Consider the following 24,384-nt stretch of genomic DNA (forward strand, 5'->3'; position numbering starts at 1 on the left):
CGATTTGTGCGCAAGATCACGATTGAGATTTTCTAAGGCGAGGGGATTTGCCCTAAAGGAATTTATCAACGCATGCCAGGCGGGCTTGTGATAAGGCGGGAGGCAAAAAAAGTAAGGATAAATAAGGATTAGAAAAAGTAATGGGTGATGTGCCAGACACCACCCTGAAAGGTATTACTCGATATTCTGGATCTGCTCGCGCATCTGCTCAATCAGGACCTTCAGTTCAATTGCTGAATTGGTCACCTCTGCATTGATAGACTTAGACGCCAGCGTGTTCGACTCGCGGTTGAACTCCTGCATCATAAAGTCGAGACGGCGGCCTACCGCTTCTTTCTTCTTCAGGATGTTATAGGTCTCTTTAACGTGCGCTTCCAGACGATCCAGCTCTTCAGCCACGTCTACACGCTGCGCCATCAGCACCAGCTCTTGTTCCAGACGGTTGTTTTCCAGCTGGACTTCCGCCTCTTCCAGTTTGGCGACAAGACGCTCACGCTGCCATTGCAGCACTTCTGGCATATGAGCGCGCACTTTAGCCACTTCGGCGCTCACGCCTTCAAGGCGTTGCTCAATCATCGCTTTCAGCGCCTGGCCTTCGGTTTCGCGGGCAACGATAAAGTCATCCAGCGTGCCGTCGAGTGCAGCCAGGATTTCAGCGGTAATCGCGTCCAGATCCTGCTCTCCGGCGGCCATCACGCCAGGCCAGCGCAGAATATCAACCGGGTTGATCTCGCCTTCATCGCTTTGCATTTTGACCCAGTTCGCCGCATTAACCAGCTGTTTTGCCAGCTTTTCGTTCAGGATCAGTTCGCCCTGGGCACTGGCATCGGGCTCAAAACGCAAATTACATTCCACTTTCCCGCGGGTCAGACGCGTACGGATACGCTCACGCACCACGGGCTCCAGGCTGCGCAACTGTTCCGGCATACGGAAATATGTTTCCAGATAGCGCTGGTTTACCGAGCGCATTTCCCAGGTAGCGCTACCCCAGCTACCCTTGATTTCACGCCGGGCGTAGGCGGTCATACTGCGGATCATAGACATTCCCGTTTTTAAAGGAGAGATGGGGGGATTATAGCTTTCAGGGGCTTCTCAGGATAGGAATAAGCGTCCTTTATCCGTATAATGCGCAGCCACATTCGTTTCAAGCCGGAGAATCCATCATGCGTCCAGCAGGTCGTAGCACCAACCAGGTGCGTCCCGTCACCCTGACCCGTAACTATACAAAACACGCTGAAGGCTCCGTGCTGGTTGAGTTTGGTGACACCAAAGTGCTTTGCACCGCGTCCATCGAAGAGGGCGTGCCTCGCTTCCTGAAAGGTCAGGGGCAGGGGTGGATCACCGCGGAATACGGTATGTTGCCGCGCGCAACCCATACCCGTAATGCCCGTGAAGCGGCAAAAGGTAAGCAGGGCGGCCGTACTATGGAGATCCAGCGCCTGATCGCACGTGCGCTCCGCGCCGCGGTTGACTTAAAAACGCTGGGTGAGTTCACCATCACGCTGGACTGCGATGTGATCCAGGCCGATGGCGGCACGCGTACGGCCTCCATTACCGGTGCCTGTGTGGCGCTGGCAGATGCGCTGAACAAGCTGGTTGCCGCCGGTAAGCTGAAAACCAACCCAATGAAAGGGATGGTTGCTGCTGTCTCCGTTGGTATTGTTAACGGCGAAGCGCTTTGCGATCTGGAATACGTTGAAGATTCTGCCGCAGAAACCGACATGAACGTGGTGATGACCGAAGATGGTCGCATCATTGAAGTGCAGGGCACGGCAGAAGGCGAGCCATTCACTCACGAAGAACTGCTCACCTTGCTGGCGTTGGCCCGAGGGGGTATTGAATCTATTGTAGCGACGCAGAAAGCGGCGTTAGAAAATTGATTTTAAGGCGACCAATGAGTCGCCTTTTTTTTGCCTGTAAGACTGAAAAGACAAAGGAGCAAATCCATGAAATCGTATCAGCGCCAGTTTATTGAGTTTGCGCTTAACAAGCAGGTACTTAAGTTTGGCGAGTTCACGCTGAAATCCGGGCGTAAAAGCCCGTATTTCTTCAACGCCGGGCTGTTTAATACCGGGCGCGACCTGGCACTGTTAGGCCGCTTCTATGCCGAAGCGCTGGTAGATTCCGGGATTGATTTCGATCTGCTGTTTGGCCCCGCGTACAAAGGCATTCCAATTGCAACCACCACGGCGGTGGCGCTGGCGGAGCACCATGACCGCGACGTACCGTACTGCTTTAACCGTAAAGAGGCCAAAACCCACGGTGAAGGCGGCAATCTGGTCGGCAGTGCGTTGCAGGGCCGCGTGATGCTGGTGGATGACGTGATCACCGCAGGTACCGCGATCCGTGAATCGATGGAAATTATCCAGGCTAACGGTGCAACGCTTGCGGGTGTGCTGATTTCGCTTGATCGTCAGGAACGCGGGCGTGGCGACATCTCTGCTATTCAGGAAGTGGAACGCGATTATGGCTGCAAAGTGATCTCTATCATCACGCTGACAGACCTGATTGCATATCTGGAAGAGAAGCCTGAAATGGCGGATCACCTGGCGGCGGTAAAAGCGTATCGCGAAGAGTTCGGGGTTTAATTGCGTTGCCCGGTGGCGCTACGCTTACCGGGCCTACCTGTTCGTAGGCCGGATAAGGCGAAGCCGCCATCCGGCGATGGCGTTACTGTAATTGTGCTGCCACTAACGGCCAGCGGGCGTCAAAATCGTCCGTTGGTCGATATTTAAACTCGCTGCGCACAAACCGGGAGAGCATCCCTTCGCAAAATGCCAGGATCTGGCTTGCCAGCAGCGTCTCATCCGTATTATATCCCTCGCCTTCCCGCATTTTCTTCTCGCGCAGAACCTGACGAAGCTGGGCTTCGATACGCTCAAAAAGCTGGTTTATACGGCCTTGCAGACGATCCTGTTCAAACATCAGCGCGTGGCCGGTAAGAATACGGGTCAGACCCGGGTTACGTTCACCAAAGCCCAGAATCAGCAGCACAATCAGACGCAGACGCGTGCTGGTGTCTTTTTCATCCTTCAGAATCAGGTTGATGCGCGTGATCAGGCTATCTTCGATAAACTCGATCAGGCTGTCGAACATCCGGGTTTTGCTCGGGAAATGACGATACAGCGCCGCCTCTGACACGCCCACAGAGGCCGCCAGCTTGGCGGTGGTGATGCGTTGACTGCCGTCGCTGGATTCAAGCATCAGAGCCAGAGATTGAAGTATTTCTTCGCGACGATTCCTTTTCGCGGTTTGTTTTTCTGCCATGTTACAAAATACCCCTGAAAATAAGCACTTGTCAGGCTGGCAACCACACAGCGACCCGCAAACTGACGTTTGCGGTTTGTTATTGCATTATGGCGCTGTGAGATGCGTGTTTGTCGGGCGGTTATTTGCGCCCGGAATGGCCGAAGCCGCCTTCGCCACGGTCGGTAGCGTCGAAGTCTGCCACCAGGTTAAATTCTGCCTGCACCACCGGTACAAACACCATCTGCGCGATACGCTCGCCCGGTTCAATGGTGAAGCTGTCCTGGCCACGGTTCCAGACGGATACCATCAGCTGACCCTGATAGTCAGAGTCGATCAGGCCGACCAGGTTACCCAGCACGACGCCATGCTTATGGCCCAGGCCAGAGCGCGGCAGGATCACCGCTGCCAGTGACGGGTCAGCAATGTGAATCGCCAGCCCGGTCGGGATCAGGGTCGTTGCACCCGGCGCCAGTTCTACGGCGTCATCGAGACAGGCGCGCAGGTCAAGACCGGCAGAGCCGGAGGTGGCATACGTTGGCAGCGGAAATTGCTTGCCAACGCGCGGGTCCAGAATCTTAACGTCGATTTTTTTCATCATAACGGGTAACGATCTCGTCCAGTAATTGTTGGCCCAGGAGTTCTTTGCGCTCAAGCGGTAAGACTTTATCTCCATCCTGCCAGAAAAGGTGCAATGCGTTGCTGTCGCTGTTAAATCCTTGCGTGGACAGCGATACGTCGTTCGCGCAAATCAAATCGAGGTTTTTGCGGGTACGTTTTTGCCGGGCATATTCTTCCACATTATTCGTTTCTGCGGCAAACCCAACAACGTAAGGACGATGAGTTTTCAATGCGGCGACACCGGCAACGATATCCGGATTCTTCACCATTTTTATTGTTAATTCATCACCTTGCTTTTTAATTTTGGCGTCGGCAATGGTTTCGGCGCGGTAATCAGCGACGGCCGCACAGCCGATAAAAATATGCTGCTGTTGAGCATGCGCCTGTACGGCGGCTTCCATTTCCAGCGCGGTAGTTACATCAATACGCCGCACAAACGCAGGGGTGGTAAGCGACACCGGGCCGCTCACCAGCGTCACGTTCGCGCCGCGTTTGGCTGCCGCGGCAGCAATTGCAAAGCCCATTTTGCCGGAGCTGTGGTTGGTAATGTATCGCACCGGATCCAGCGGCTCGCGCGTGGGGCCCGCGGTAATCATGATGTTGAGATGTTGCAGATCGTTGACAGGCGAGAAATGGGCGGCGGCCATATCAACAATCGTCAATGGGTCGAGCATACGCCCTGGCCCCACGTCGCCACAGGCCTGGCTGCCGCTCTCCGGTCCCCAAATTAGCAGGCCGCGCGAGGCCAGCGTATCCAGATTATGCTGGGTAGCGGCGTTGCGATACATCTGCTGGTTCATTGCGGGTACAACCGCGACGGGCGCAGGCGTGGCGAGGCAAATGGTCGTTACCAGATCGTTCGCCATCCCGGCCGCCACGCGGGCAATTACATCTGCCGTGGCGGGGGCAAGGATAACCAGATCGGCCCATTTCCCCAGCTCAATATGGCCCATTGCGGCTTCGGCTGCCGGGTCGAGAAGGCTGTCGGATACCGGGTATCCCGAGACGGCTTGCAGGCTCAGCGGGGTGATAAAGGCTTTGCCGCCTTCGGTGATCGCGACCCGTACGTCGGCCCCGCGCTCGCGCAAACGGCGCACCAGGTCTGGCGTTTTATAGGCAGCAATACCGCCGCTGACGCCAAGAACGATTTTTTTACCGGCCAGGCTCATCATGATTCTTTCCTGTTGGGTTTCACCAGAGAGCGGGCATTTTATCACAATCCCTAAAACGGGGTGATGATGTCCTTAATTCACTTTGCGAGGCGCTACGCAAGAACGAAACGCCAGCGTCGAGCCCCGAATTTGCCTGTGGCAGCATAATGGCAAACAGAAGGAGGCCGGGCATGGAAGAGACTGAACTGCTGCTACCGCGTGAAAAAATGCTGCGCCATGGCGTCACGTTGTTAAAGGACGACGAGCTGCTGGCGCTCTTTTTACGCACAGGCACGCCGGGGAAAACGGTATTTACGCTGGCGAAAGAGCTGATAGAGCATTTCGGCTCACTGTATGGATTGTTGACCGCCGAGCTGGAGGCGTTTACGCACGTTGAGGGTATTGGCGTGGCGAAATATGCCCAGTTGCGGGGCATTGCGGAGCTGGCCCGGCGATTTTACAACGTGCGTATGGAGGAAGAAGACCCGATCCTCACCCCCGACATGACCCGCGAATTTCTGCAAAGCCAGCTTTCCGATCTGGAGCGGGAGATCTTTATGGTGATCTTTCTCGACAATAAAAACCGGGTACTGAAACATACCCGCCTTTTTTCGGGAACATTGAGCCACGTTGAGGTGCATCCGCGTGAAATTGTGCGGGAAGCGATAAAAGTGAATGCAGCTGGCGTGATCCTCGCGCATAATCACCCCTCTGGCTGTGCAGAACCAAGCAGAGCTGACAAAGCAATTACCGAACGTATTATCAAATGCTGTCAATTCATGGACATTCGTGTGCTGGACCATCTGATAATTGGCCGCGGAGAGTACATTTCTTTTGCCGAACGTGGCTGGATTTAGGCTTTTTCTCGCGATCCATCGGGATCTTTGTCTGTTCGGGACTTGAGCACACCGCCGAGTCAGCGTATACTACGCCACCTTTGAGAATCTCGGGTTTGGCATTTGGGCCTGGCAATCGAGAGTTCAATAGAACTATGCGATGACCGGGCTGTAAAGCCTGACGAGGCGCCGATACCCCATACGAAGCTCGAGCTAATTTGATTTTTGGAGAATAGACATGTCCCGAGTCTGCCAAGTTACTGGCAAGCGTCCGGTGACCGGTAACAACCGTTCCCACGCACTGAACGCGACTAAACGCCGTTTCCTGCCGAACCTGCACTCTCACCGTTTCTGGGTTGAGAGCGAGAAGCGTTTTGTCACCCTGCGCGTATCTGCTAAAGGTATGCGTGTAATCGATAAGAAAGGCATCGATACAGTTCTGTCCGAACTGCGTGCCCGTGGCGAAAAGTACTAAGTACTTAAAGAGGAAATAAATCATGGCTAAAGGTATTCGCGAGAAAATCAAGCTGGTTTCTTCTGCTGGTACAGGTCACTTCTACACCACCACGAAGAACAAACGTACTAAGCCGGAAAAACTGGAACTGAAAAAATTCGATCCAGTTGTACGCCAGCACGTACTGTACAAAGAAGCTAAAATCAAATAATTTTAGTCTCCTTGTATTGAAAAACCCCGCATCTGCGGGGTTTTTTGCATTCTGCATCTCAACGGAGGAACCATGCCTGAATTACCTGAGGTAGAGACCAGCCGCCGCGGCATTGAGCCCCATCTGGTTGGCGCGACTATTCTTCATGCTGTCGTTCGCAACGGGCGTCTGCGCTGGCCGGTGTCCGATGAGATCCACGCGTTAAGCGATAAACCCGTCCTGAGCGTACAGCGCCGCGCGAAATACCTGCTGCTGGAGCTGCCTGACGGCTGGATCATTATCCATCTGGGCATGTCGGGAAGCCTGCGCATCCTCACCGAAGAGTTGCCTGCGGAAAAGCACGACCACGTTGATCTGGTGATGAGTAACGGCAAGGTGCTGCGTTACACCGACCCGCGTCGCTTTGGCGCATGGCTGTGGACCAAAGAGCTGGAAGGGCACAACGTGCTGGCGCATCTTGGACCTGAGCCGCTCTCAGAGGCGTTTAACGCGGATTATCTCAAAGAGAAGTGCGCGAAAAAGAAAACCCCGATTAAACCCTGGCTGATGGATAACAAGCTGGTCGTGGGCGTGGGGAATATCTATGCCAGCGAATCGTTGTTTGCCGCCGGGATCCATCCCGATCGGCTGGCCTCTTCGCTGTCTGCGCAGGAGTGCGAGCTGCTGGTCAGAGTGATTAAAGCGGTACTACTGCGCTCAATTGAGCAGGGCGGGACGACGCTGAAGGATTTTCTGCAAAGCGACGGGAAGCCGGGCTATTTTGCGCAGGAGTTGCAGGTTTATGGTCGTAAGGGGGAACCGTGCAGAGCATGCGGGACGCCGATTATTGCCACGAAGCACGCTCAGCGCGCCACGTTTTACTGCCGTCAGTGCCAGAAGTAGGGTTACTTTAACTTTTCCATCAACGCCTGGTGGACGTTAACCGGCAGAAAGTGGGTAACGTCCCCGCGATGGCGCGCCACCTCTTTCACCAGCGAAGAAGAGATGAAGGACCACTCTTTGGAGGGCATCAGGAATACGCTCTCCAGCTCCGGCATCAGATGGCGGTTCATGTGCGCCAGCTGCATCTCATATTCGAAGTCTGCTACCGCGCGAAGACCGCGGATCAGGATATTGGCCTGCTGGGCACGGGCAAAGTTTGCCATCAAATCGCTGAATCCGACGACCTCAACATTCGACAAATGCGAAATCGCATCGGTGGCAAGCTGCACGCGTTCGTTCAGGTCAAACATCGGCTTTTTGCTCGGGCTGGCGGCAATGGCCAGAATCACCTTGTCGAACATACACGCCGCACGGGTGATGATATCAAGATGACCGTTAGTGATCGGATCGAAGGTACCCGGATAAATCGCTTTTGTGCTCATGGCTCACGTTTTCTCTGAGTAGCCGCGGTTCAGCGCCCACAGCTCGGTGTATTTATTGAAAGTATACTGGGCATTCACTACCGCCAGTAACCAGCCCTGTTTGCCGTCCAGCACGCCACCACGTAGCAGCAGCGTTTTCAGAAACGCGCCCAGCGTGTGGGTGAAGATGCCGGTCAGCGTGGCCTTCTTGCCGCGCGCATGCCGCTCCTGTGCCCAGGCGGTGGCATAGTTCAGCTGTTTCCGCTGGAAGCTGGCGAAATCGCGGCAGGTCAGATGAAGCAGATCGCCCGTCAGGGGGATGACCTGAGCGTTATCGCAGGCCAGAGACTCATGGACCAGGTTGTCGTTGTACTGATAACGCTCGCGGGCATAGAGGCGCATCACGCGGTCGGGGTACCAGCCGCTGTGGCGCATAAAGCGGCCCAGGAAATAGTTACGACGCGCGATACTGTAGACCGCGCCGGGCTGTGGCGCGGCAAGCACCGTTTGAATGGCCTGTCGGAGTTCCGGGGTGACGCGCTCATCGGTATCGATCATCAACACGTAATCGCCTGTGGCGTAACCCTGCGCACGCTGACGCTGAATACCGTAGCCCTGCCAGTCGGTGTCGGTAAAGACTTTTGCCCCAGCTGCACGGGCAACGTCCGCCGTATTGTCCGTACTTCCGGAATCGAGAATGACGATTTCGTCAGCCCAGGCAACAGAGGCCAGGCAATCCGGAAGCAGGTCGGCGGCGTTTTTGGCGATCATCACGACCGACAGACGCGTTGACATTAGTGGCTCCGCTGCGGCAGGTAAGGTTGCAGAAGTTGCAGCAGACGGGTCAGTGCGCCCTGGTTCTGATGCAGGACTTCAACGGCGTGACGACCGTACCACAGGCGGTAATCTTCGTCAGTCAGAAGGGTTGAGACCTCTTTGACCACCGAGTCCGCATCGGTCACGGTGATTAAGCCATCGGCTTGCTGCAATTTCGCGCAGATATCTTTGAAGTTAAACGTGTGTGGACCCATCAGCACGGGAATGGCGTGGGCTGCCGGCTCCAGCGGGTTATGACCACCGCGCTCCACCAGGCTTCCGCCAACGAAAGCAAGATCGGCAATCCCGTACAGCAGCATCAGTTCGCCCATCGTATCGCCAATCACCACCTGCGTGCTGCCAGAGGGGATTTCGCCGCTGCTGCGCAGGGTGAAGCTGAAACCGCCTTTTTGCACCATCTCCCGGGCATCTTTAAAACGCTCAGGATGGCGAGGAACCAGAATCAGCAGTAAATCAGGGAATTTTTCCAGCAGTTGGCGGTGAGCCTGAAGAATAATGGCCTCTTCGCCGTCATGGGTGCTGGTGGCAATCCAGACCTGGCGACGCGGCGCCCACTGACGACGCAGCGTTACCGCACGGGCGGCGAGTTCAGGGGTGACGGAAATATCGAACTTCAGGCTACCCGTGACCGCAAGCTGGTTGCGCTTCAGGCCGAGGGCGATAAAGCGCGCGGCATCTTCTTCGTTCTGCGCGGCGATCAGCGTAATTTTGCTGAGCAGGCGACGCATAAATTTACCCAGCTTGCCGTACCCTTTCGCCGAGCGTTCCGACAGACGCGCGTTGGCGATAACCAAAGGAATTTTACGGGTATGCAGGGCGGAAATCATATTCGGCCACAGTTCAGTTTCCATGACGATCACCAGTTTAGGGCGAACGGTATTCAGGAAACGGTTCATGGCGCAGGGGAGATCGTACGGCAGGTAGACGTGATGCACGTCTTTACCGAAGGCAGACATCACGCGCTCTGAGCCTGTTGGCGTCATCGTGGTGACGGTGATGGGCAGTGACGGATAACGGTGGCGTAAGGCACGCACCAGTGGAATGGCGGCCAGCGTTTCCCCGACTGACACGGAATGCAGCAGAATACCGTCCGGCGCCACTTTATTGCGGCAGTAGCCATAGCGTTCGGCCCAGCGTTTACGGTACGCAGGCGCTTTACGGCTACGAAGCAACAGTCGCAGCCACACCAGTGGCTGAATGATGTAGAGCAGGGCGGTATACAACAATTCCAAGCGATTATCCGTTTTTTAGTTTCGGCCGGGAAATTCTAAGCATTTAAGCGTGCTAAAGCTATCTCTTATGCCAGATACCGTTTTAAACGGAAGTAGCGTCGGCCCAGGCGCCAGCGCAAACGCGGGCTTTTGGCACTTTTCCAGATGAGCTTCCAGATCCCGGTGTCGAAGAACTCTTTGATTATCATTGATTTCTTCGCTTCATCCTTCATGTTGTCGAAGGTATGAATAATTCCCAGACCCTCTTTGGCGATTTGCCAGTGACAGGCCGGGATATTTTTCACTTTATCCGGGTAGCGCTGGTTAATGGCATCAAGCATCTTCAGGATCTTCATGTAATGGCGCGCTGAGCGAATCAGCGTGTCGTCATTATCCGGGGTGTGCGATACCGAGGCGGAGTGAATGTAGTAGTCGTAAAAGCGTTCGCTGGTGTACTGAACGCGTTCTGCAGCAAGCAGCACCTCAGTCGTCCACGGGATATCCTGATGGCGCAGGCCAGGCTCGAAACGAAAGCCGTGCTGACGAATAAAATCGTGACGATAGATATTCAGCCAGGTCACATGCAGAAACTTACGTGAATCCAGCGCCTTTTTTAACCATGCCGCGCCATTCATGACGCCCGTTGAGGCGAGCTTATCTTCAGGGAAGATAGGGCGAGACGGTTTTTTGTTATTTTCCCAGACGTAGTTGCCATTGCAGGTGGCGACATCCAGGTTCTGCGTGACGGCCATATCCAGCAGACGCTGGTACATGCCGGGTTTGAAGACATCATCAATATCCGGGAAAGAGAGATATTGGCCGGTCGCAATGGCCAGGCCGGTATTACGCGCGATGGACACGCCCTGATTAGGTTGTTCAATAACCTGCATCTGTGGCAGCTGTTCGCGCCATTTTTCGACAATCTGCATCGAGCGGTCAGTGGAGCCGTCATTCACGATGATGACTTCCATACTGTCGATATGCTGATTTACAAGGCAGGTAAAGAACTGATCGAGAAAAGCTTCACCGTTATAAACGGCAACCACCACGCTTAATAAAGGCGCTGAATTTTGCATATGAAACCTGATTATTTTTGGTTGTCGACCAAAGCAATGTATTGCTGGCAAATGGCGTTGATACCGAACGATGCGATCGTTTCGCGATCAACAACCGGCGGAGAGGCATACAGTTCTGCCAGGGTATTCGCCAGTGATTCGTCGGTTAACGCGGTCAGACCACGCGCCAGAGGGCCAGTAAGGATCTCAGCAGGGCCGCCAGGGCAGTTTGTACTCACCGGTGGGGTCTGACAGATAATGGACTCTACCAGTACATTACCAAAACCTTCGCAGTCGGAACTTAACACTAAAAGGCGTGCACCTTTGATCCACGGATAAGGATTGGTTTCAAACGGGCGGAAGACGATCTTGTTTTCAATTCCCAGCTTAGCGGCAAGCTGTTTGAGCTGGTTAATTTTCACGTCAGAGCCTTTGCCCATCAACACCAGCGATGCGTCAATCTTGCTCATCGCAAACGCCCGCAGCAGCCGGTCGTGACGTTTGTGCTCATGAAAACGGCCAACGTGGATAATGTAATTCTGCCCCTGCATCTCAAAGGGCGCTTCCGCCAGACGCTGAATTTCAGGGATATCAAACGGGTTATGGATAACCGCTTTGCGCCGCAGGGGGATCGCGAGTACTTCAGACAGATCGTGCAGCACGGCACCGGATACCGCCACCACGTTGCGGTTTTCATAGGTATGACGAATTTTATAATGCTTAAACCAGCGAGAAAGCCCGCTGCGATGGCGCAAATAGGAGAAGGAGAACATCCCGTGTACGCAAAACCAGACCTTATCGCGATCCAGCACGCGGCTGTGCGCCACGATACGGTCGGTTTTATGCAGATGCGAGAAGACGACGTCAAATTTACCGCTGCGTTCTGCCTGCTCAATGGCGCGATCCAGCAAACGGGCGCGACGCGGGATCTCGGTCAGCTTCCGCCAGGGTTTTTTACAGGTATCCTGCACGACCTGAAAATCGATGCCTTCCGGAATGGCGTAGTCGCACACCTTCCGTAAGGAGAAAAGGATGACCTGATGCCCCAGTTCTGTCAGTCCGCTGGAGAGGGTGAGAACCGTTTTTTCGGCTCCTCCACCGGGTAAACCATCAATAATCATTAGGATGCGCATTATTAATCCAGTAATTTTTGATAAAGCGAAATAAGCTGACTTGATAGTTTTTCAGGGGTTGCTTCTCTGACGCGTTCACGCGCCACAAGCCCCATATTGTTATTTTTTTCCAGTGAAGGGATGGACATGACGGCCTCCTTCAATGTGTGGATATCAAGTGCATCACAGTAAAACCCGTTCTGGCCTTGCTCAATAAATTCTGAACCACCGCAACTCTCTGACGTAATGACGGGCAATCCACAGGCCATTGCTTCAAGTATGACGTTAGGGAAAGGATCATACAGCGTCGGCAGCAGTAAACCATCAGAAAGCTGATAAAATGGCAGCGTCTCTTTTTGCATCCCCAGGAAACGGATTTGCCCCTCACAGCCTAATGAACGGGCGAGGTCGCGATAGCGGCTTTCCGCTTTATCCTGACCGACCACAACCAGCCACGCCGATGTTCCTGCTATAGCCTGAATAGCGCTTGCCAGCCCCTTGCGTTCAAACCCTGAACCCACGAAGCAGAAAATGACGGCATCAGCGGGTAAGCCAAATTGCTTACGCAGTACAGCGCGCTGCCTCTCTTCTGCCGGAACGAAGCGGCGGGAATCTATTGAATTATAAATCACATGTATCTTTTTTGCGTCAATATCAAAGTCTTCGACGATTTCGCGCTTGATCATCTCCGCATTACAGATAACGGCTTTCAACTCGGGAGCCTGGTACATTTCACGTTCGGCGTTCATCACGTAGCGGTGATAGCGATCGTGCATGAGCAGCTTAGCGCGCCAGGCGGGAAGAATACGCGTACGCTGTAGCAGCCAGCGTCGATGTACACCATCTCCGGCGCGGTAAATATCGCAGCCCGGAATACGTTCGTGGCTCTGTACAATATCAAACTGCTGTTGCTGCCACAGCGCGCGCGCGGCGTGTGCAAAGCCGCGTTCACGGCTGATGCGGCCCCACTTTCGTGGATCGCAAATATGAATATGCCAGTCGTCCTGCTTTTCGCCCTGCCACTCGCGGGTGATGACGTTGAGCTCAAGATTTTGATTGCTCAGCGCGGTGAGTGCCCTGGAGACAAAACGTTCTGCTCCCCCATCCGGCCGATATTTTTGGCGCACAATGGCCAGACGATGAAGCTTCATTGCAGGTATCTCCTTGCGGCGGAGACGACAGCATCAACGGGGATGGCGTCGAGATAACGTTCCGTCGTTTTTGTATCAATGGCGTCAGGGTTGGGAAGCGGGCCGTAGTTACCAGCCCAGATGACCTCGCCGTTAACCTGCCATGGCGACCAGAACGTCAACTTTGATGGGCCAAACAGCGCCACGCAGGGCGTCTGAAGGGCGGCGGCCATGTGCATGGGGACGGAGTCAACGCCAATGAACAGGGCTGCGTGATCGATAAGCGAGGCCAGCTGGCGCAGGGTTAACTGCCCTGCCAGCGATACAACACCCGTCTGCGGGGAGGCGGCAAGAATGCGGTCAATCATCGCCAGCTCTTTCTTATCCGGTCCCGCCGTAAGGACGATAGTGTGGCCGTCCTGCTGCAACGCGGCGATAGTTTGCGCCATTTTGCCTTCGTCCCAGCACTTAAAGAACCAGCGTGAAGTGGGTTGAATAACGATATAGCGTTCCCCCACGCCCTTTTGTGTCAGCTTGTGATGAGCATGGTGCCAGTCATCCGCGCTGTAAGCCATGGTGACGGCGGGTCTGGCGGCAACGGGTAATGGTTTCAGTATGGACAGGTTTTGTTCAACGGTGTGCAGGTTCTGATGGCTGGCGACCGAGACCAGTTCACTGTGACAAAAACGCCAGAAGGCATTATTGCGCTTGTTAAAAGCGAACCCGAGCCGAACCGGTGCGCCGGTGAAGCGGGTAACCAGCGCGCTGCGCCACTGATCGGCAAGATTGATCACCAGATGATAATGCTGAGCGCGTAAAGCACGAAGCAACTGCCACTCTTTTTGCAGGTGCTTCAGCGTCCCCAACTGCTTCCATTTACGATCGATACCATAGATCGTACCGATTGCCGGATGCGCGGCGAGCATGTCTCGCGTCTCTTCATAGAGAAGCACGTCGATTTGGGCTTCAGGCCATTTCTGGCGCAATGAATTGATGACGGGGGTGGTGAGTAACATGTCACCATGATGGCGAAGTTTAATCAGTAAAATGCGCAAATCAGGCGTGTCAGGTAAGTTATTCATCATCATCTTATCGGCGTTGTACTGTTGGCAATTCTAATAGACCTGGTAACGACTTGCACTCTTTCTCCATAATGTCAGGAATTTCCCTGGAAGGGTTTACTCCTGCTTTCGGGCGTGCGTAACATAGCGCTAACTATTTTGTCTTGCGGACTCATTATGAAAAAACCAGCGTTTATCATCACGATCGATACAGAAGGGGATAATCTCTGGCAGAACCACCGGGTCATCAAAACGGAAAACGCGCGCTACCTGGCGCGGTTTCAGACGCTTTGCGAGCGTTTCGGCTTTAAGCCTGTCTGGCTCACCAACTACGAGATGGCCGTCGAACCGGTGTTCATTGAGTTCGCGAAAGAGGTCATAGCCCGGGGGCAGGGCGAGGTAGGAATGCATCTCCATGCCTGGAACAGCCCTCCGGAGCACGATCTGACCGGTGATGACTGGCGCTGGCAGCCTTATCTGATTGAGTTTTCAGACGAGGTCATGCGTGAGAAAGTGCTGTTCATGACCCGCCTACTGGAAGAGACCTTCCAGACAAAAATGCTCAGCCATCGCGCCGGGCGCTGGGCATTCGACAGCCGTTACGCCCGGTTGCTGATTGAGCTGGGGTATCAGGTAGATTGTTCCGTTACGCCGCGCGTGAACTGGCGCAACGCGAAAGGTGCCCCGCAGGGTAATGGCGGAACGAATTACCAGCATTTTCCCGATCGCGCCTACTTTTTGGACGTAGACGACATTTCCCGGCCGGGAAACAGCCTTCTCCTCGAAGTGCCAATGAGCATCCAGTATAAACACCCGGCATGGCTGAATTCCCTGAAGCAGGGTTACGATCGTCTGCGCGGTAAATACCGTTCTCCGTCAGTTAACTGGTTACGCCCGTCCGGCGGTAACGCGCAGGAGATGATTAAGGTTGCGCAGCAGTGCCTGTCTCAGGGAAATGACTACGTAGAGTTCATGCTGCATTCGTCGGAATTTATGCCTGGCGGGAGCCCTACTTTTAAAGACGAGGCCGCGATTGAGGGGCTTTATCAGGATCTGGAGCAGCTCTTTACCTGGTTATCAGATAAGACCGTGGGGATGACGCTGGCGGAGTTTTACCAGTACAAAAAATAGTTATGCCCGCCAGGCGGGCATATTTGCTATTGCTGCTTTGTTTGGGTGAAAGGTGTACTTAATGCAAACAAAACCATAAAGAAGATTAAGGCTTCTGAACTGAGCAGTATGACATCCGTCAGACCATACAAAAGCAAAAGTAGCATCGAGGTTAGCAGCAGTGCGTTTTTACTTCTAATAGAGTAAGCTATTATCGAAACAAAAAAGAAGCACAAAATTAGCAGTCCAGGAATGCCTTGCAGTGAATATTTTTCAATAAACTCATTGTGCAAATGAATTCGAATGTAACCGAGCGCTGCTGCAACATGTTGATGTCCATTTGCGACATAATTTCGAACCCATGATTCCCTGCTTTCAATAGACTGTCCCAGTGGATGCGCAATGCCAGTCATAAGACCCACGTTCCACATTGAAAAACGAGCCCCCAGAGAAGTTGCATCATGCCCTTCCTGATATTTAGTTATCTCAGTCACTGTTTGTTGAATTTTAGGTGATATCAATGGTTTATAACTTACAATTATGATCCCTGCAACGATGCATAAAAAAATCATTAATGATTTAAGGTGAATTTTTCGGAAATGATAAAGTGTAAGAATAATAGCCAGTAACAGGTAAAGGGCCATGGCGGCACGCGTGGCTGTCAAAAGAATCAGGAAGAAAGATATCAGGACTACGACGCCTGCCAAAAGGTATAATTTCACATTATTCTTTAGGTATAAGCTGTAAACAAAGGCTAATGATAGAACAGAATATACATACGCTGCGATAGTTGGACGGTTTATAGCCATCTCTACGCGATTAATACCTTGTACAGCCTGATAAAGGCCATAAGCTGTGGCAAGGGTATAACCTACAGCTGTACTAATTAAGAAATATTTCACAAAATTATCTTTTGTTACATAATTTTTGAAACGGTCAAGGTAAAAAATCAAAAGGCTTGCCAGAATTAATTTTTTACTCGATCCAAGATAATCACTGTATGCGTTTAATCCCTCATTATGCAATTCATAAGTGACATACCAAATAAGATTAAGTAACCCTATCAGCATAATAGGATAGGCGATACTAAAAGGATGCCAGGAGATTTTTTTATACTCAAATGCCAAACCCAAGATACTTGCATATATTGCAATATAGAAAAACTCTCGTTGTTTCCCTGAATTAACAAGCACAAGAGCTAAAGAGATAAGGCTCAATGCGAGTGTTAACTGGTAAGTTCTTAACTTTATTTTTTCCATAACGCCTCAATAACCCTTTTTTTGTAGCTAAAACGAACATCGGTGGACAGGAAAAAAGACAATGTGTACATGGCCTTTACGCGTTGTTTCACGAGTTGCAATTGTTGGTCTGTAAGACAGGACCGATGGTTGCTGTAAATATCAAACCAGTGGCAATTGACAAGATGCTTGTAGCTTGACGGAAATGTTCTTTCCATCTGTAACGTGCATTCGACAAGCGTTGAAATTTTGCTGGCGTCCAGACTGCTCGACAAACTGTCGCGACGCTTGACGTAATAATAATGCCCCTGGCGTTGATAGACTATTTTGCTCGACTGCATCAACATTCCGGGGAAGACAGCGAAATCCTCATAACATAACATTGGAGGAATAGGGTTGCTTTCGTACAGGCTACGATGAATAAACTGGCCAATGAGATGCGCCTGAAAGTCTTTATGGCGTAAGAAACGAGCGACTGCTTCATGTTGTGACAATGGCACAGGATTGAATCCCTGCCAGTCTGAAGTCATTTTCCGGGGATCGCGAATCTCAAGCAAACGTGTCAGTAACATATCCGGACGTTGCGCTTTCAGAAAGGTAATTGCGTCCCTGAGGCTGCCCGGCTTTAAGCAATCGTCACTGTCGAGCATCGTAATATATTCACCGGATGCCAGTGCGACAGCACTGTTTCGTACCCGGCCGACGTTACGAAAGTTCACGGTGCGCGTTATGATCTGAGGAAATTTAGGTGACCACTCTTCAATTATTGCCTGCGTGGTATCCTCAGAACTGTCATTAAAAATAATAATTTCAGTGTCTTGAACGGTGGCTGCCAGCAGGCTTGAAAGCGTGGCATGCAGCGTAGCTTCAGCGTTATGAGCAGCAATAATGACGCTTAAAAAAGCCATAAAAATTAGTTTCCTTGAGCGTCGGTAGCGCTAGCCAGTGAGCGGGCTTTGGGTAATGTACGGATAAACTGCTGAAGATCGTGTAACGCGGAGTCAGTGACAGAGAATAGTGCTTCCCGTTCTTGCGGGAAGTAATAGCGCGTTTCAAACACATAAGAACAAATGTTGTCGTCATTCCCGATCAGCAACACATTGCCAAGCGGACGTTGTTCATAGTGACAACACGGACCAAACAGCAGGACTACCGGAACGCCAACGGCGTCTGCGATATACACATTCCCCGAGTCAGACGCGATATAACAGTCCATCTTAGAAATGGCCCAGGGAAGCTCTTCCAGCGAAATTTTGCCAATAAGATTGATAAAATTAGGGATTTCACCGTAAAGGCGGGTGATATCGTCCATCCACGACTGTTCATTTGGCGCGCCGAAGACATAAAACTCGCAGGGTAAATCAGCGAGTTGATCAACAATCCGCTTCCAGATAACCGGAGGGACGGTTTTGGCTTTATTGCCCGCCGCAATACTGATGCCGATGCGGATAACGTCAGGTTTATCAAGAATGGCCGGCCAGGTCGTCGGTTTAAAGAGCGGCTTTGTGGCGTGCTTGGGAGAGTCTTGCCATGTGAGTGCGCGGTCGGCCAGTTTCAGGTAGTTCGACACCGAAAGCGTTTTTTTGCCATGCTCAACGGTACCGTCAGCCGCAAGATAGAAAATCCCGTGATACCACCTGCGCGTGTAAATGGTTAAAAATTGTTTGTTTTTAGCATTGCAGACGGCGGCAAAAAAGAGGTTCACGCTGTTGGGTTGTAGCAGGTAGACGTTGTCGTAGCGGTTCATGATCCTGCACGCGAAGCACAGTTTACGCCACAGGTTGCGCTTATGCTGCTCAATAAAATAGATCTGCTCGATAGTCTCATCATGCTTCGCCAGCGCACCAACGCTGCGACTGACCAACACATCGCTTTTTTGCAGATATGCCAGTAGAGGTGTCGCATTAATAAAGTCACCGATTTTGGCTGTCTGAATGACAAGGTTTTTGCCCGTGTCTTTTCGAAACAGCTTCCGGAGGAGTTTCACCGGAAAGAGTAAAATCAGCAGAAATACATAACTCATGGGTTAAATATCCCTGTTGGAAAGCCGATGGCTGCCCTGTAAAAATGAAAAAATAGCATCTGCGCTAATATCCTTCGTTTGTTGCGTAGGGCTGACCATCTGATGCTGGTTTTTACCGTAACCCCCGATCAACCCCGGATCGGTCGGGCCGAAAATCGTGATATTAGGACGATCCAGTGCGGCGGTTAAATGGCTTAACCCTGTATCCACAGAAACGACGGCGTTAGCGCCCGCTAGCTGTGCGGCAACCTGCGCCAGCGTGAGTTTGGGTAACACCTCAACGTGGGAAAAGCCTGCTGCCAGACGTTCCGCACGCTGCCGCTCATGTTCTGCACCCCACGGGAGTTTAATATGGATACCGCAAGGTTGCATTAGTTCAATCAGCCTTCTCCAGTGCGTTTCCGGCCAGTGCTTATCGTCGCGCGTTGTGGCATGCAGGAACACCAGATACGGTTCGGCATGCTCCTCCGTCTCGCGCAAAAAATGCTGTGCAATAGCGTAGTCACCCTGGGCTTCAGGTTTTGCATAGCCCAGGCTTTTCGCGAACAGCTCGCGGGTACGTTCCACGGCGTGCTGCTGCTTCGCAATATGGTGGCGACGATTATAGAACAGGCTCGCCAGCGGTTCGCGGGCGGTTTGCCAGTCCATGCCGTGCTTTACGCCGTGCGCCAGACGCGTGACCAGCGCGGCGCTTTTCACCAGGCCCTGAGCGTCAATGATCGCGTCGTAACGCCGGGCCTGCACCGCTTCGCGGAAGGCTTTACGTTCGGCTTTAATCGGTGCGGAGAACCATGCTTTGCGCCAGCGGCGAATGGCCACCGGGATCACGCGGTCAACCGCTTCGTGCCAGGTGGGGATCTGCGCGAAGCCTTCTTCCACCACCCAGTCAAAACGAATGCCGGGAATGGCCCGCATCGCGTCCGTCAGTGACGGCAGCGTATGCAGCACATCGCCCATCGAAGAGGTTTTAACGATCAATACCCGCATTCGTTATCCTTCTTCGCTCAACAGAAGTTCGTTGAGCTCTTCGAGAACGCGCTGCGGCGTAATGTCGATCAGGCTCTGATGGTAGCCTTCTGCGGCATCACCTTTACGTACCTTGTGGTAGCCGGTGATCAAACGGATCACGCGCGCTTTGTGCGACAGCGGCGGCGTGAAGTCCGGGCTGCTCGGGCCATACAGCGCCACCAGCGGACGATCCAGCGCGGCGGCGACGTGCATCAGGCCAGAGTCGTTGCTGACAACGGCTTTACAGGCGGCAATCAAAATAACCGCCTGCTCGAGCTGCGTTTCCCCGGCCAGGTTTCGGCACCAGGCCTGTTGCTCGGTGCTGAGCGTGGCGAGAATTTCATTGCCCGCCTCGTGATCTTTCGCCGAGCCAAACAGCACAATTTGATAGCCTTCGTCGATCAGCTGTTTCGCCAGCTCTGCGTAGTGATAGTGCGGCCAGCGTTTTGCCGGACCAAACTCCGCGCCGGGGCAGAAGCTAATCTTCGGGCGTTCGGACGAAATGCCAAACGCGTTGCAGGTGTGGGATTTCTCCCCGTCGCTTACCTGGAGCTGCGGCCACAGTAGCGGCTGCGGCAGATCTTTCGCGCTGCGCATCACGCCTTTGTCGTAGGCCAGCGCCACGTAGCGTTCTACCATCAGCGGCCAGGCCTCTTTATCCAGCACCCGGGCGTCGTTAAGCAGGCCGTAGCGCATTTCACCGCGCCAACCGGTACGGTGCGGGATGCCCGCAAAGAAGGGCACGAGAGCGGATTTGAAGGAGTTTGGCAGGACATATGCGCGATCATAGCGTTTCTCGCGCAGGCTATGGCCGAGTTTGCGGCGTTCACCGATTTCCAGCGCCCCGTGGCCGAGCGGCATCGGGATCGCCTCGTTCACTTCCGGCATACGCGATAACAGCGGACGGCACCATGCGGGTGCCATCACGTCGATTATCGCCTGGGGATAACGCGCCTTGAGCGTGCGATAGAGACTTTGCGACATCATCATGTCGCCCACCCAGGACGGGCCGATCACCAGTATTTTCATTCACTTCATCCTTCAAGCTGTCTCTGCGTTGGCTGCCTGCGTTCACTCCAGTCACTTACTTTTGTAAGCTCCCGGAGATTCACTTAGTTGCCGCCTTGATACCGCTCGAATGATTTTGTGAATTTATATCGCGGTCACGGTTCAGCCAGGCCATATATTCCGTTACGCCTTCGGCAACGGTCTTGAACGGCTTGTCGTAGCCTGCGGCGCGCAGGTTAGTCAGGTCCGCCTGGGTGAATGCCTGGTAGCGGCCTTTCAGCTTATCCGGGAACGGAATGTACTCGATGCTGCCTTTCTTATGGTAAGCCAGCGTCGCGTCTGCCACCGCCTGGAAGGATTCCGCGCGGCCTGTGCCCAGGTTGAAAATGCCGGACACGCCGTTTTCCAGGAACCACAGGTTCACTGCCGCCACGTCGCCTACGTAGACGAAGTCACGCTTAAAGCCGTCGCTGCCTTCGAACAGTTTCGGACTTTCGCCGTTATTTAACTGGGTGTTCAGGTGGAACGCCACGCTCGCCATGCTGCCTTTGTGGCCTTCGCGCGGTCCGTAGACGTTGAAGTAGCGGAAGCCGACAATCTGAGAGTTGGCTTCTGGGAGGATCTGACGCACGTACTCATCAAACAGGAATTTGGAGTAACCGTAAACGTTCAGCGGCTGCTCATACTCGCGGGATTCGATGAAATCTGAAGTGCGTCCACCGTAGGTTGCCGCGGAAGAGGCGTACAGGAACGGAATTTCACGCTCCAGGCAGTAGTGCAGGATCTCTTTGGAGTACTGATAGTTGTTGTCCATCATGTACTTGCCGTCCCACTCGGTGGTGGAGGAACAGGCCCCTTCGTGGAAGATGGCTTCGATCTCGCCGAACTCTTCACCCGCCATAATCTGGATAAGAAAGTCTTCTTTATCCATGTAGTCAGCGATGTTCAGATCCACCAGGTTTACGAACTTGGTGCCGTCTTTCAGGTTGTCCACCACCAGGATGTCGGTGATGCCTTTGTCATTGAGGGCCTTAACAATATTGCTGCCGATAAAGCCCGCGCCGCCGGTAACGATGATCATAACTGTAACCTTTGAAGTGTGGAGTCCGGGGAACATCCCGAACGCTAATCTCTTTATCATATCATCACAATGCCCGGTCTTCAGCCATTCACCGATATGCAGCAGGGGTACACGTGATTTATGCTGCAAAAACGAGAAGAGATACGGCGTCATCTCGTCATGAACTATTGGTTTGGGTAATATGTGCCAAAATTTGCCGAGTCTGGAGAATTGCAATGCGTGGTGATTTTTACAAACAGTTAAACAGCGACCTCGACACCGCACGTGCGGAAGGGTTGTTCAAAGAAGAGCGTATTATCACGTCTGCCCAGCAGGCGGACATCACCGTTGCCGACGGCAGCCATGTGATCAACTTTTGCGCGAACAACTATTTAGGTCTTGCGAATCACCCTGAGCTGATTGCCGCGGCGAAAAACGGCATGGATACCCACGGCTTCGGCATGGCCTCCGTTCGCTTTATCTGCGGTACCCAGGACAGCCACAAGCAGCTTGAGCAAAAGCTGGCGAACTTCCTCGGAATGGAAGACGCGATTCTGTACTCCTCCTGCTTCGACGCCAACGGCGGTCTGTTTGAGACCCTGCTCGGTGCAGAAGACGCGATTATCTCCGACGCCCTGAACCACGCCTCCATCATCGACGGTGTACGCCTGTGCAAAGCGAAGCGTTTCCGCTACGCCAACAACGACATGGTTGAGCTGGAAGCCCGCCTGAAAGAGGCCCGTGAAGCCGGTGCCCGCCACGTGCTGATCGCCACCGACGGCGTGTTCTCCATGGACGGCGTGATCGCCAACCTGAAAGGCGTGTGCGATCTGGCGGATAAATACGACGCGCTGGTGATGGTGGATGACTCTCACGCGGTTGGCTTTGTCGGCGAAAATGGCCGCGGCTCCCACGAATACTGCGACGTAATGGGCCGCGTAGATATCATCACCGGTACGCTGGGCAAAGCGCTTGGTGGCGCGTCTGGCGGCTACACTGCTGCGCGCAAAGAGGTGGTTGAGTGGCTGCGTCAGCGCTCCCGCCCGTACCTGTTCTCCAACTCCCTGGCGCCGGCGATTGTGGCCGCCTCTATTAAAGTGCTGGAGATGGTGGAATCCGGGGCTGAGCTGCGCGACCGCCTGTGGGCTAACGCCCGCCTGTTCCGTGAAAAAATGAGTGCCGCAGGATTCACCCTGGCCGGCGCTGACCATGCGATCATTCCGGTGATGCTGGGCGACGCGGTTGTCGCGCAGAAATTTGCTCGTGAGCTTCAGAAAGAAGGGATTTACGTGACCGGGTTCTTCTTCCCGGTGGTACCAAAAGGTCAGGCGCGTATCCGCACCCAGATGTCTGCGGCGCACTCGCCTGAACAAATTGAACGTGCGGTGGAAGCCTTTACCCGCATCGGCAAACAGCTGGGCGTAATTGCCTGAGGACGTGTGATGAAAGCGTTATCCAAACTGAAAGCGGAAGAAGGGATTTGGATGACCGACGTGCCGGAGCCGGAAGTCGGTCATAACGATCTGCTGATCAAAATTCGTAAAACCGCCATCTGCGGTACTGACGTTCACATCTACAACTGGGACCAGTGGTCGCAAAAAACCATTCCCGTGCCAATGGTTGTCGGCCACGAATATGTCGGCGAAGTGGTCGGCATTGGCCAGGAAGTGAAAGGCTTCAACATTGGCGACCGCGTCTCCGGTGAAGGCCACATTACCTGCGGTCACTGCCGCAACTGTCGCGGCGGACGTACGCACCTGTGCCGCAACACCGTCGGCGTGGGCGTGAACCGTCCGGGATGCTTCGCGGAATACCTGGTGATCCCGGCGTTTAACGCGTTCAAAATCCCGGACAATATCTCTGACGACCTGGCCTCCATCTTCGACCCGTTCGGCAACGCGGTACACACGGCGCTCTCCTTTGACCTGGTGGGTGAAGACGTGCTGGTCTCCGGCGCGGGCCCAATCGGCATTATGGCGGCAGCCGTGGCGAAGCATGTGGGTGCGCGCAACGTGGTGATCACCGACGTGAACGAATACCGCCTGTCGCTGGCGCGCAAAATGGGCGTCACCCGCGCGGTGGATGTCTCGAAAGAGAGCCTGACAGACGTGATGGAAGAGCTGGGCATGACCGAAGGTTTTGACGTGGGTCTGGAGATGTCCGGCGCGCCACCGGCGTTCCGCACCATGCTCGACACCATGAACCACGGTGGCCGAATCGCGATGCTGGGTATTCCGCCGTCAGATATGTCCATCGACTGGAACAAAGTCATCTTCAAAGGGCTGTTCATAAAGGGCATTTATGGCCGCGAGATGTTCGAAACCTGGTACAAGATGGCTGCGCTGATCCAGTCCGGTCTGGATCTGTCCCCGATTATCACTCACCGTTTCTCCATCGATGAGTTCCAGCAGGGCTTCGACGCAATGCGTTCCGGCCAGTCAGGGAAAGTGATCCTGAGCTGGGATAAGTAATCAAAAAGGGGCCTGAGGCCTAATGCTGGTCACTTAAGGTGACCAGCATTGTTTTTAAAGGGATATTTTGATTTTTTCTGCCTGATTTCCTTTTCATATTCCCGCTCCCTCCTCAGTGGCAGTTTCAGCATTGCCGCATTACTGTAGAAGTGCTTCAGATGCCCCGGTACTGCGCCCGGTGATGACCATGGCAGCCCG

Annotated in this window: 26 protein-coding genes and 1 pseudogene; 9 read left to right on the plus strand and 18 right to left on the minus strand. The window is 53.6% G+C overall.

All coding sequences use genetic code 11. The annotated features are described in order from the left end of the window. Window positions 1–174 precede the first annotated feature (174 nt). A complete protein-coding gene (locus ACOTZP_RS22170; RefSeq protein ID WP_063147159.1) occupies window positions 175–1,038 on the minus strand; it encodes a YicC/YloC family endoribonuclease in 864 nt (287 codons plus the stop codon). A gap of 125 nt (window positions 1,039–1,163) precedes the next feature. Here ACOTZP_RS22170 and rph point away from each other — a divergent pair, with 125 nt between their 5' ends. After that, the gene (gene rph, locus ACOTZP_RS22175) at window positions 1,164–1,880 is read left to right on the plus strand and encodes a ribonuclease PH (protein WP_023305205.1); all 717 of its coding nucleotides are present in this window, start codon (window positions 1,164–1,166) and stop codon (window positions 1,878–1,880) included. Between the two features lie 66 nt (window positions 1,881–1,946). Beyond that, complete coding sequence (pyrE, locus tag ACOTZP_RS22180; RefSeq protein ID WP_023305206.1) at window positions 1,947–2,588, plus strand: orotate phosphoribosyltransferase; 642 nt, start codon at window positions 1,947–1,949, stop codon at window positions 2,586–2,588. Window positions 2,589–2,670: 82 nt separating this feature from the next. Here pyrE and slmA read toward each other — a convergent pair whose 3' ends face one another. The 3 genes from slmA to coaBC form a co-directional block, all read right to left on the minus strand. Then, the gene (slmA, locus tag ACOTZP_RS22185) at window positions 2,671–3,267 is read right to left on the minus strand and encodes a nucleoid occlusion factor SlmA (RefSeq protein ID WP_003860901.1); all 597 of its coding nucleotides are present in this window, start codon (window positions 3,265–3,267) and stop codon (window positions 2,671–2,673) included. A gap of 121 nt (window positions 3,268–3,388) precedes the next feature. After that, complete coding sequence (gene dut, locus ACOTZP_RS22190) at window positions 3,389–3,847, minus strand: dUTP diphosphatase (RefSeq protein ID WP_045621029.1); 459 nt, start codon at window positions 3,845–3,847, stop codon at window positions 3,389–3,391. Continuing rightward, window positions 3,825–5,036: a bifunctional phosphopantothenoylcysteine decarboxylase/phosphopantothenate--cysteine ligase CoaBC gene (gene coaBC / locus ACOTZP_RS22195; protein WP_087878399.1), complete on the minus strand. Its 1,212-nt coding sequence runs from the start codon at window positions 5,034–5,036 to the stop codon at window positions 3,825–3,827. Before coaBC ends, dut begins: the two co-directional genes overlap by 23 nt. Window positions 5,037–5,209: 173 nt before the next feature. Here coaBC and radC point away from each other — a divergent pair, with 173 nt between their 5' ends. The 4 genes from radC (at window position 5,210) to mutM (ending at window position 7,401) form a co-directional block, all read left to right on the plus strand. Continuing rightward, window positions 5,210–5,875 (plus strand): RadC family protein, encoded by a 666-nt coding sequence (radC, locus tag ACOTZP_RS22200; RefSeq protein WP_022646621.1) that lies wholly within the window; start codon window positions 5,210–5,212, stop codon window positions 5,873–5,875. 217 nt (window positions 5,876–6,092) lie between these two features. Beyond that, a complete protein-coding gene (gene rpmB / locus ACOTZP_RS22205; RefSeq protein ID WP_002436699.1) occupies window positions 6,093–6,329 on the plus strand; it encodes a 50S ribosomal protein L28 in 237 nt (78 codons plus the stop codon). Between the two features lie 22 nt (window positions 6,330–6,351). Continuing rightward, complete coding sequence (gene rpmG / locus ACOTZP_RS22210; protein ID WP_003024094.1) at window positions 6,352–6,519, plus strand: 50S ribosomal protein L33; 168 nt, start codon at window positions 6,352–6,354, stop codon at window positions 6,517–6,519. 72 nt (window positions 6,520–6,591) lie between these two features. Continuing rightward, window positions 6,592–7,401, plus strand: a complete 810-nt coding sequence (gene mutM / locus ACOTZP_RS22215; protein ID WP_003860879.1) for a bifunctional DNA-formamidopyrimidine glycosylase/DNA-(apurinic or apyrimidinic site) lyase — start codon at window positions 6,592–6,594, stop codon at window positions 7,399–7,401. Window positions 7,402–7,403: 2 nt separating this feature from the next. Here the strand turns inward: mutM and coaD are convergent, their stop codons facing one another. The 7 genes from coaD to rfaQ all read right to left on the minus strand — a co-directional run bounded on the left by coaD (window position 7,404) and on the right by rfaQ (window position 14,295). After that, the gene (coaD, locus tag ACOTZP_RS22220; RefSeq protein ID WP_022646622.1) at window positions 7,404–7,883 is read right to left on the minus strand and encodes a pantetheine-phosphate adenylyltransferase; all 480 of its coding nucleotides are present in this window, start codon (window positions 7,881–7,883) and stop codon (window positions 7,404–7,406) included. A 3-nt stretch (window positions 7,884–7,886) separates the two neighbouring features. Continuing rightward, window positions 7,887–8,657: a glycosyltransferase family 2 protein gene (locus tag ACOTZP_RS22225; protein ID WP_003860875.1), complete on the minus strand. Its 771-nt coding sequence runs from the start codon at window positions 8,655–8,657 to the stop codon at window positions 7,887–7,889. Further along, a complete protein-coding gene (gene waaA / locus ACOTZP_RS22230; protein WP_045308216.1) occupies window positions 8,657–9,931 on the minus strand; it encodes a lipid IV(A) 3-deoxy-D-manno-octulosonic acid transferase in 1,275 nt (424 codons plus the stop codon). Before waaA ends, ACOTZP_RS22225 begins: the two co-directional genes overlap by 1 nt. 65 nt (window positions 9,932–9,996) lie before the next feature. Beyond that, window positions 9,997–10,986 (minus strand): glycosyltransferase, encoded by a 990-nt coding sequence (locus ACOTZP_RS22235; RefSeq protein ID WP_154051755.1) that lies wholly within the window; start codon window positions 10,984–10,986, stop codon window positions 9,997–9,999. A gap of 11 nt (window positions 10,987–10,997) precedes the next feature. Next, entirely contained in the window at window positions 10,998–12,098 is a 1,101-nt protein-coding gene (locus ACOTZP_RS22240) for a glycosyltransferase (RefSeq protein ID WP_271075362.1), read from the minus strand. A gap of 2 nt (window positions 12,099–12,100) precedes the next feature. Then, the gene (locus ACOTZP_RS22245; RefSeq protein WP_180243295.1) at window positions 12,101–13,228 is read right to left on the minus strand and encodes a glycosyltransferase family 4 protein; all 1,128 of its coding nucleotides are present in this window, start codon (window positions 13,226–13,228) and stop codon (window positions 12,101–12,103) included. Next, a complete protein-coding gene (rfaQ, locus tag ACOTZP_RS22250; protein ID WP_038415028.1) occupies window positions 13,225–14,295 on the minus strand; it encodes a putative lipopolysaccharide heptosyltransferase III in 1,071 nt (356 codons plus the stop codon). Before rfaQ ends, ACOTZP_RS22245 begins: the two co-directional genes overlap by 4 nt. 150 nt (window positions 14,296–14,445) lie before the next feature. Between rfaQ and ACOTZP_RS22255 the strand changes: the two genes are divergently transcribed. Beyond that, a complete protein-coding gene (locus ACOTZP_RS22255; protein ID WP_022646628.1) occupies window positions 14,446–15,399 on the plus strand; it encodes a polysaccharide deacetylase family protein in 954 nt (317 codons plus the stop codon). 26 nt (window positions 15,400–15,425) lie between these two features. Here the strand turns inward: ACOTZP_RS22255 and ACOTZP_RS22260 are convergent, their stop codons facing one another. From ACOTZP_RS22260 to rfaD, 6 genes are all read right to left on the minus strand, one after another. Beyond that, entirely contained in the window at window positions 15,426–16,637 is a 1,212-nt protein-coding gene (locus tag ACOTZP_RS22260; RefSeq protein WP_045621036.1) for an O-antigen ligase family protein, read from the minus strand. Beyond that, complete coding sequence (locus ACOTZP_RS22265) at window positions 16,625–17,524, minus strand: glycosyltransferase family 2 protein (RefSeq protein WP_252066145.1); 900 nt, start codon at window positions 17,522–17,524, stop codon at window positions 16,625–16,627. Before ACOTZP_RS22265 ends, ACOTZP_RS22260 begins: the two co-directional genes overlap by 13 nt. A gap of 5 nt (window positions 17,525–17,529) precedes the next feature. Continuing rightward, window positions 17,530–18,639 (minus strand): glycosyltransferase family 9 protein, encoded by a 1,110-nt coding sequence (locus ACOTZP_RS22270; protein ID WP_022646631.1) that lies wholly within the window; start codon window positions 18,637–18,639, stop codon window positions 17,530–17,532. A gap of 3 nt (window positions 18,640–18,642) precedes the next feature. Next, a complete protein-coding gene (rfaC, locus tag ACOTZP_RS22275; RefSeq protein ID WP_032626573.1) occupies window positions 18,643–19,626 on the minus strand; it encodes a lipopolysaccharide heptosyltransferase RfaC in 984 nt (327 codons plus the stop codon). 3 nt (window positions 19,627–19,629) lie between these two features. Next, window positions 19,630–20,676 carry an ADP-heptose--LPS heptosyltransferase RfaF gene (gene rfaF, locus ACOTZP_RS22280; protein ID WP_271075361.1) on the minus strand — a complete coding sequence of 349 codons (1,047 nt, stop codon included), beginning with the start codon at window positions 20,674–20,676 and terminating at the stop codon, window positions 19,630–19,632. 79 nt (window positions 20,677–20,755) lie between these two features. Beyond that, a complete protein-coding gene (gene rfaD / locus ACOTZP_RS22285) occupies window positions 20,756–21,736 on the minus strand; it encodes an ADP-glyceromanno-heptose 6-epimerase (RefSeq protein WP_022646634.1) in 981 nt (326 codons plus the stop codon). A 215-nt stretch (window positions 21,737–21,951) separates the two neighbouring features. Between rfaD and kbl the strand changes: the two genes are divergently transcribed. Further along, on the plus strand, window positions 21,952–23,148 hold the full coding sequence (gene kbl / locus ACOTZP_RS22290) for a glycine C-acetyltransferase (protein ID WP_015570030.1): 1,197 nt from the start codon (window positions 21,952–21,954) through the stop codon (window positions 23,146–23,148). 9 nt (window positions 23,149–23,157) lie between these two features. Continuing rightward, window positions 23,158–24,186, plus strand: a complete 1,029-nt coding sequence (gene tdh, locus ACOTZP_RS22295; protein ID WP_017383610.1) for an L-threonine 3-dehydrogenase — start codon at window positions 23,158–23,160, stop codon at window positions 24,184–24,186. Window positions 24,187–24,215: 29 nt separating this feature from the next. Here the strand turns inward: tdh and ACOTZP_RS22300 are convergent. Further along, window positions 24,216–24,384, minus strand: a pseudogene (locus tag ACOTZP_RS22300) (IS4 family transposase); the annotation flags it as partial.

It is taken from the genome of Enterobacter cloacae complex sp. SYL001 (assembly GCF_049237025.1).
GTDB classification, from domain to species: Bacteria; Pseudomonadota; Gammaproteobacteria; order Enterobacterales; family Enterobacteriaceae; genus Enterobacter; species Enterobacter intestinihominis.

Excerpts from the sequence above, each read along its gene's own strand:
- rpmB (WP_002436699.1), top strand. The coding sequence starts at position 6,093 with ATGTCCCGAGTCTGCCAAGTTACTGGCAAGCGTCCGGTGACCGGTAAC.
- kbl (WP_015570030.1), top strand. The coding sequence starts at position 21,952 with ATGCGTGGTGATTTTTACAAACAGTTAAACAGCGACCTCGACACCGCA.
- tdh (WP_017383610.1), top strand. The coding sequence starts at position 23,158 with ATGAAAGCGTTATCCAAACTGAAAGCGGAAGAAGGGATTTGGATGACC.
- ACOTZP_RS22270 (WP_022646631.1), bottom strand. The coding sequence starts at position 18,639 with ATGAGTTATGTATTTCTGCTGATTTTACTCTTTCCGGTGAAACTCCTC.
- rph (WP_023305205.1), top strand. The coding sequence starts at position 1,164 with ATGCGTCCAGCAGGTCGTAGCACCAACCAGGTGCGTCCCGTCACCCTG.
- rfaQ (WP_038415028.1), bottom strand. The coding sequence starts at position 14,295 with ATGATGATGAATAACTTACCTGACACGCCTGATTTGCGCATTTTACTG.
- ACOTZP_RS22245 (WP_180243295.1), bottom strand. The coding sequence starts at position 13,228 with ATGAAGCTTCATCGTCTGGCCATTGTGCGCCAAAAATATCGGCCGGAT.
- ACOTZP_RS22170 (WP_063147159.1), bottom strand. The coding sequence starts at position 1,038 with ATGATCCGCAGTATGACCGCCTACGCCCGGCGTGAAATCAAGGGTAGC.
- ACOTZP_RS22225 (WP_003860875.1), bottom strand. The coding sequence starts at position 8,657 with ATGTCAACGCGTCTGTCGGTCGTGATGATCGCCAAAAACGCCGCCGAC.
- rpmG (WP_003024094.1), top strand. The coding sequence starts at position 6,352 with ATGGCTAAAGGTATTCGCGAGAAAATCAAGCTGGTTTCTTCTGCTGGT.
- radC (WP_022646621.1), top strand. The coding sequence starts at position 5,210 with ATGGAAGAGACTGAACTGCTGCTACCGCGTGAAAAAATGCTGCGCCAT.
- coaBC (WP_087878399.1), bottom strand. The coding sequence starts at position 5,036 with ATGAGCCTGGCCGGTAAAAAAATCGTTCTTGGCGTCAGCGGCGGTATT.
- rfaD (WP_022646634.1), bottom strand. The coding sequence starts at position 21,736 with ATGATCATCGTTACCGGCGGCGCGGGCTTTATCGGCAGCAATATTGTT.
- slmA (WP_003860901.1), bottom strand. The coding sequence starts at position 3,267 with ATGGCAGAAAAACAAACCGCGAAAAGGAATCGTCGCGAAGAAATACTT.
- rfaF (WP_271075361.1), bottom strand. The coding sequence starts at position 20,676 with ATGAAAATACTGGTGATCGGCCCGTCCTGGGTGGGCGACATGATGATG.
- ACOTZP_RS22235 (WP_154051755.1), bottom strand. The coding sequence starts at position 10,986 with ATGCAAAATTCAGCGCCTTTATTAAGCGTGGTGGTTGCCGTTTATAAC.
- ACOTZP_RS22255 (WP_022646628.1), top strand. The coding sequence starts at position 14,446 with ATGAAAAAACCAGCGTTTATCATCACGATCGATACAGAAGGGGATAAT.
- ACOTZP_RS22265 (WP_252066145.1), bottom strand. The coding sequence starts at position 17,524 with ATGGCTTTTTTAAGCGTCATTATTGCTGCTCATAACGCTGAAGCTACG.
- pyrE (WP_023305206.1), top strand. The coding sequence starts at position 1,947 with ATGAAATCGTATCAGCGCCAGTTTATTGAGTTTGCGCTTAACAAGCAG.
- coaD (WP_022646622.1), bottom strand. The coding sequence starts at position 7,883 with ATGAGCACAAAAGCGATTTATCCGGGTACCTTCGATCCGATCACTAAC.
- rfaC (WP_032626573.1), bottom strand. The coding sequence starts at position 19,626 with ATGCGGGTATTGATCGTTAAAACCTCTTCGATGGGCGATGTGCTGCAT.
- ACOTZP_RS22240 (WP_271075362.1), bottom strand. The coding sequence starts at position 12,098 with ATGCGCATCCTAATGATTATTGATGGTTTACCCGGTGGAGGAGCCGAA.
- ACOTZP_RS22260 (WP_045621036.1), bottom strand. The coding sequence starts at position 16,637 with ATGGAAAAAATAAAGTTAAGAACTTACCAGTTAACACTCGCATTGAGC.
- mutM (WP_003860879.1), top strand. The coding sequence starts at position 6,592 with ATGCCTGAATTACCTGAGGTAGAGACCAGCCGCCGCGGCATTGAGCCC.
- dut (WP_045621029.1), bottom strand. The coding sequence starts at position 3,847 with ATGATGAAAAAAATCGACGTTAAGATTCTGGACCCGCGCGTTGGCAAG.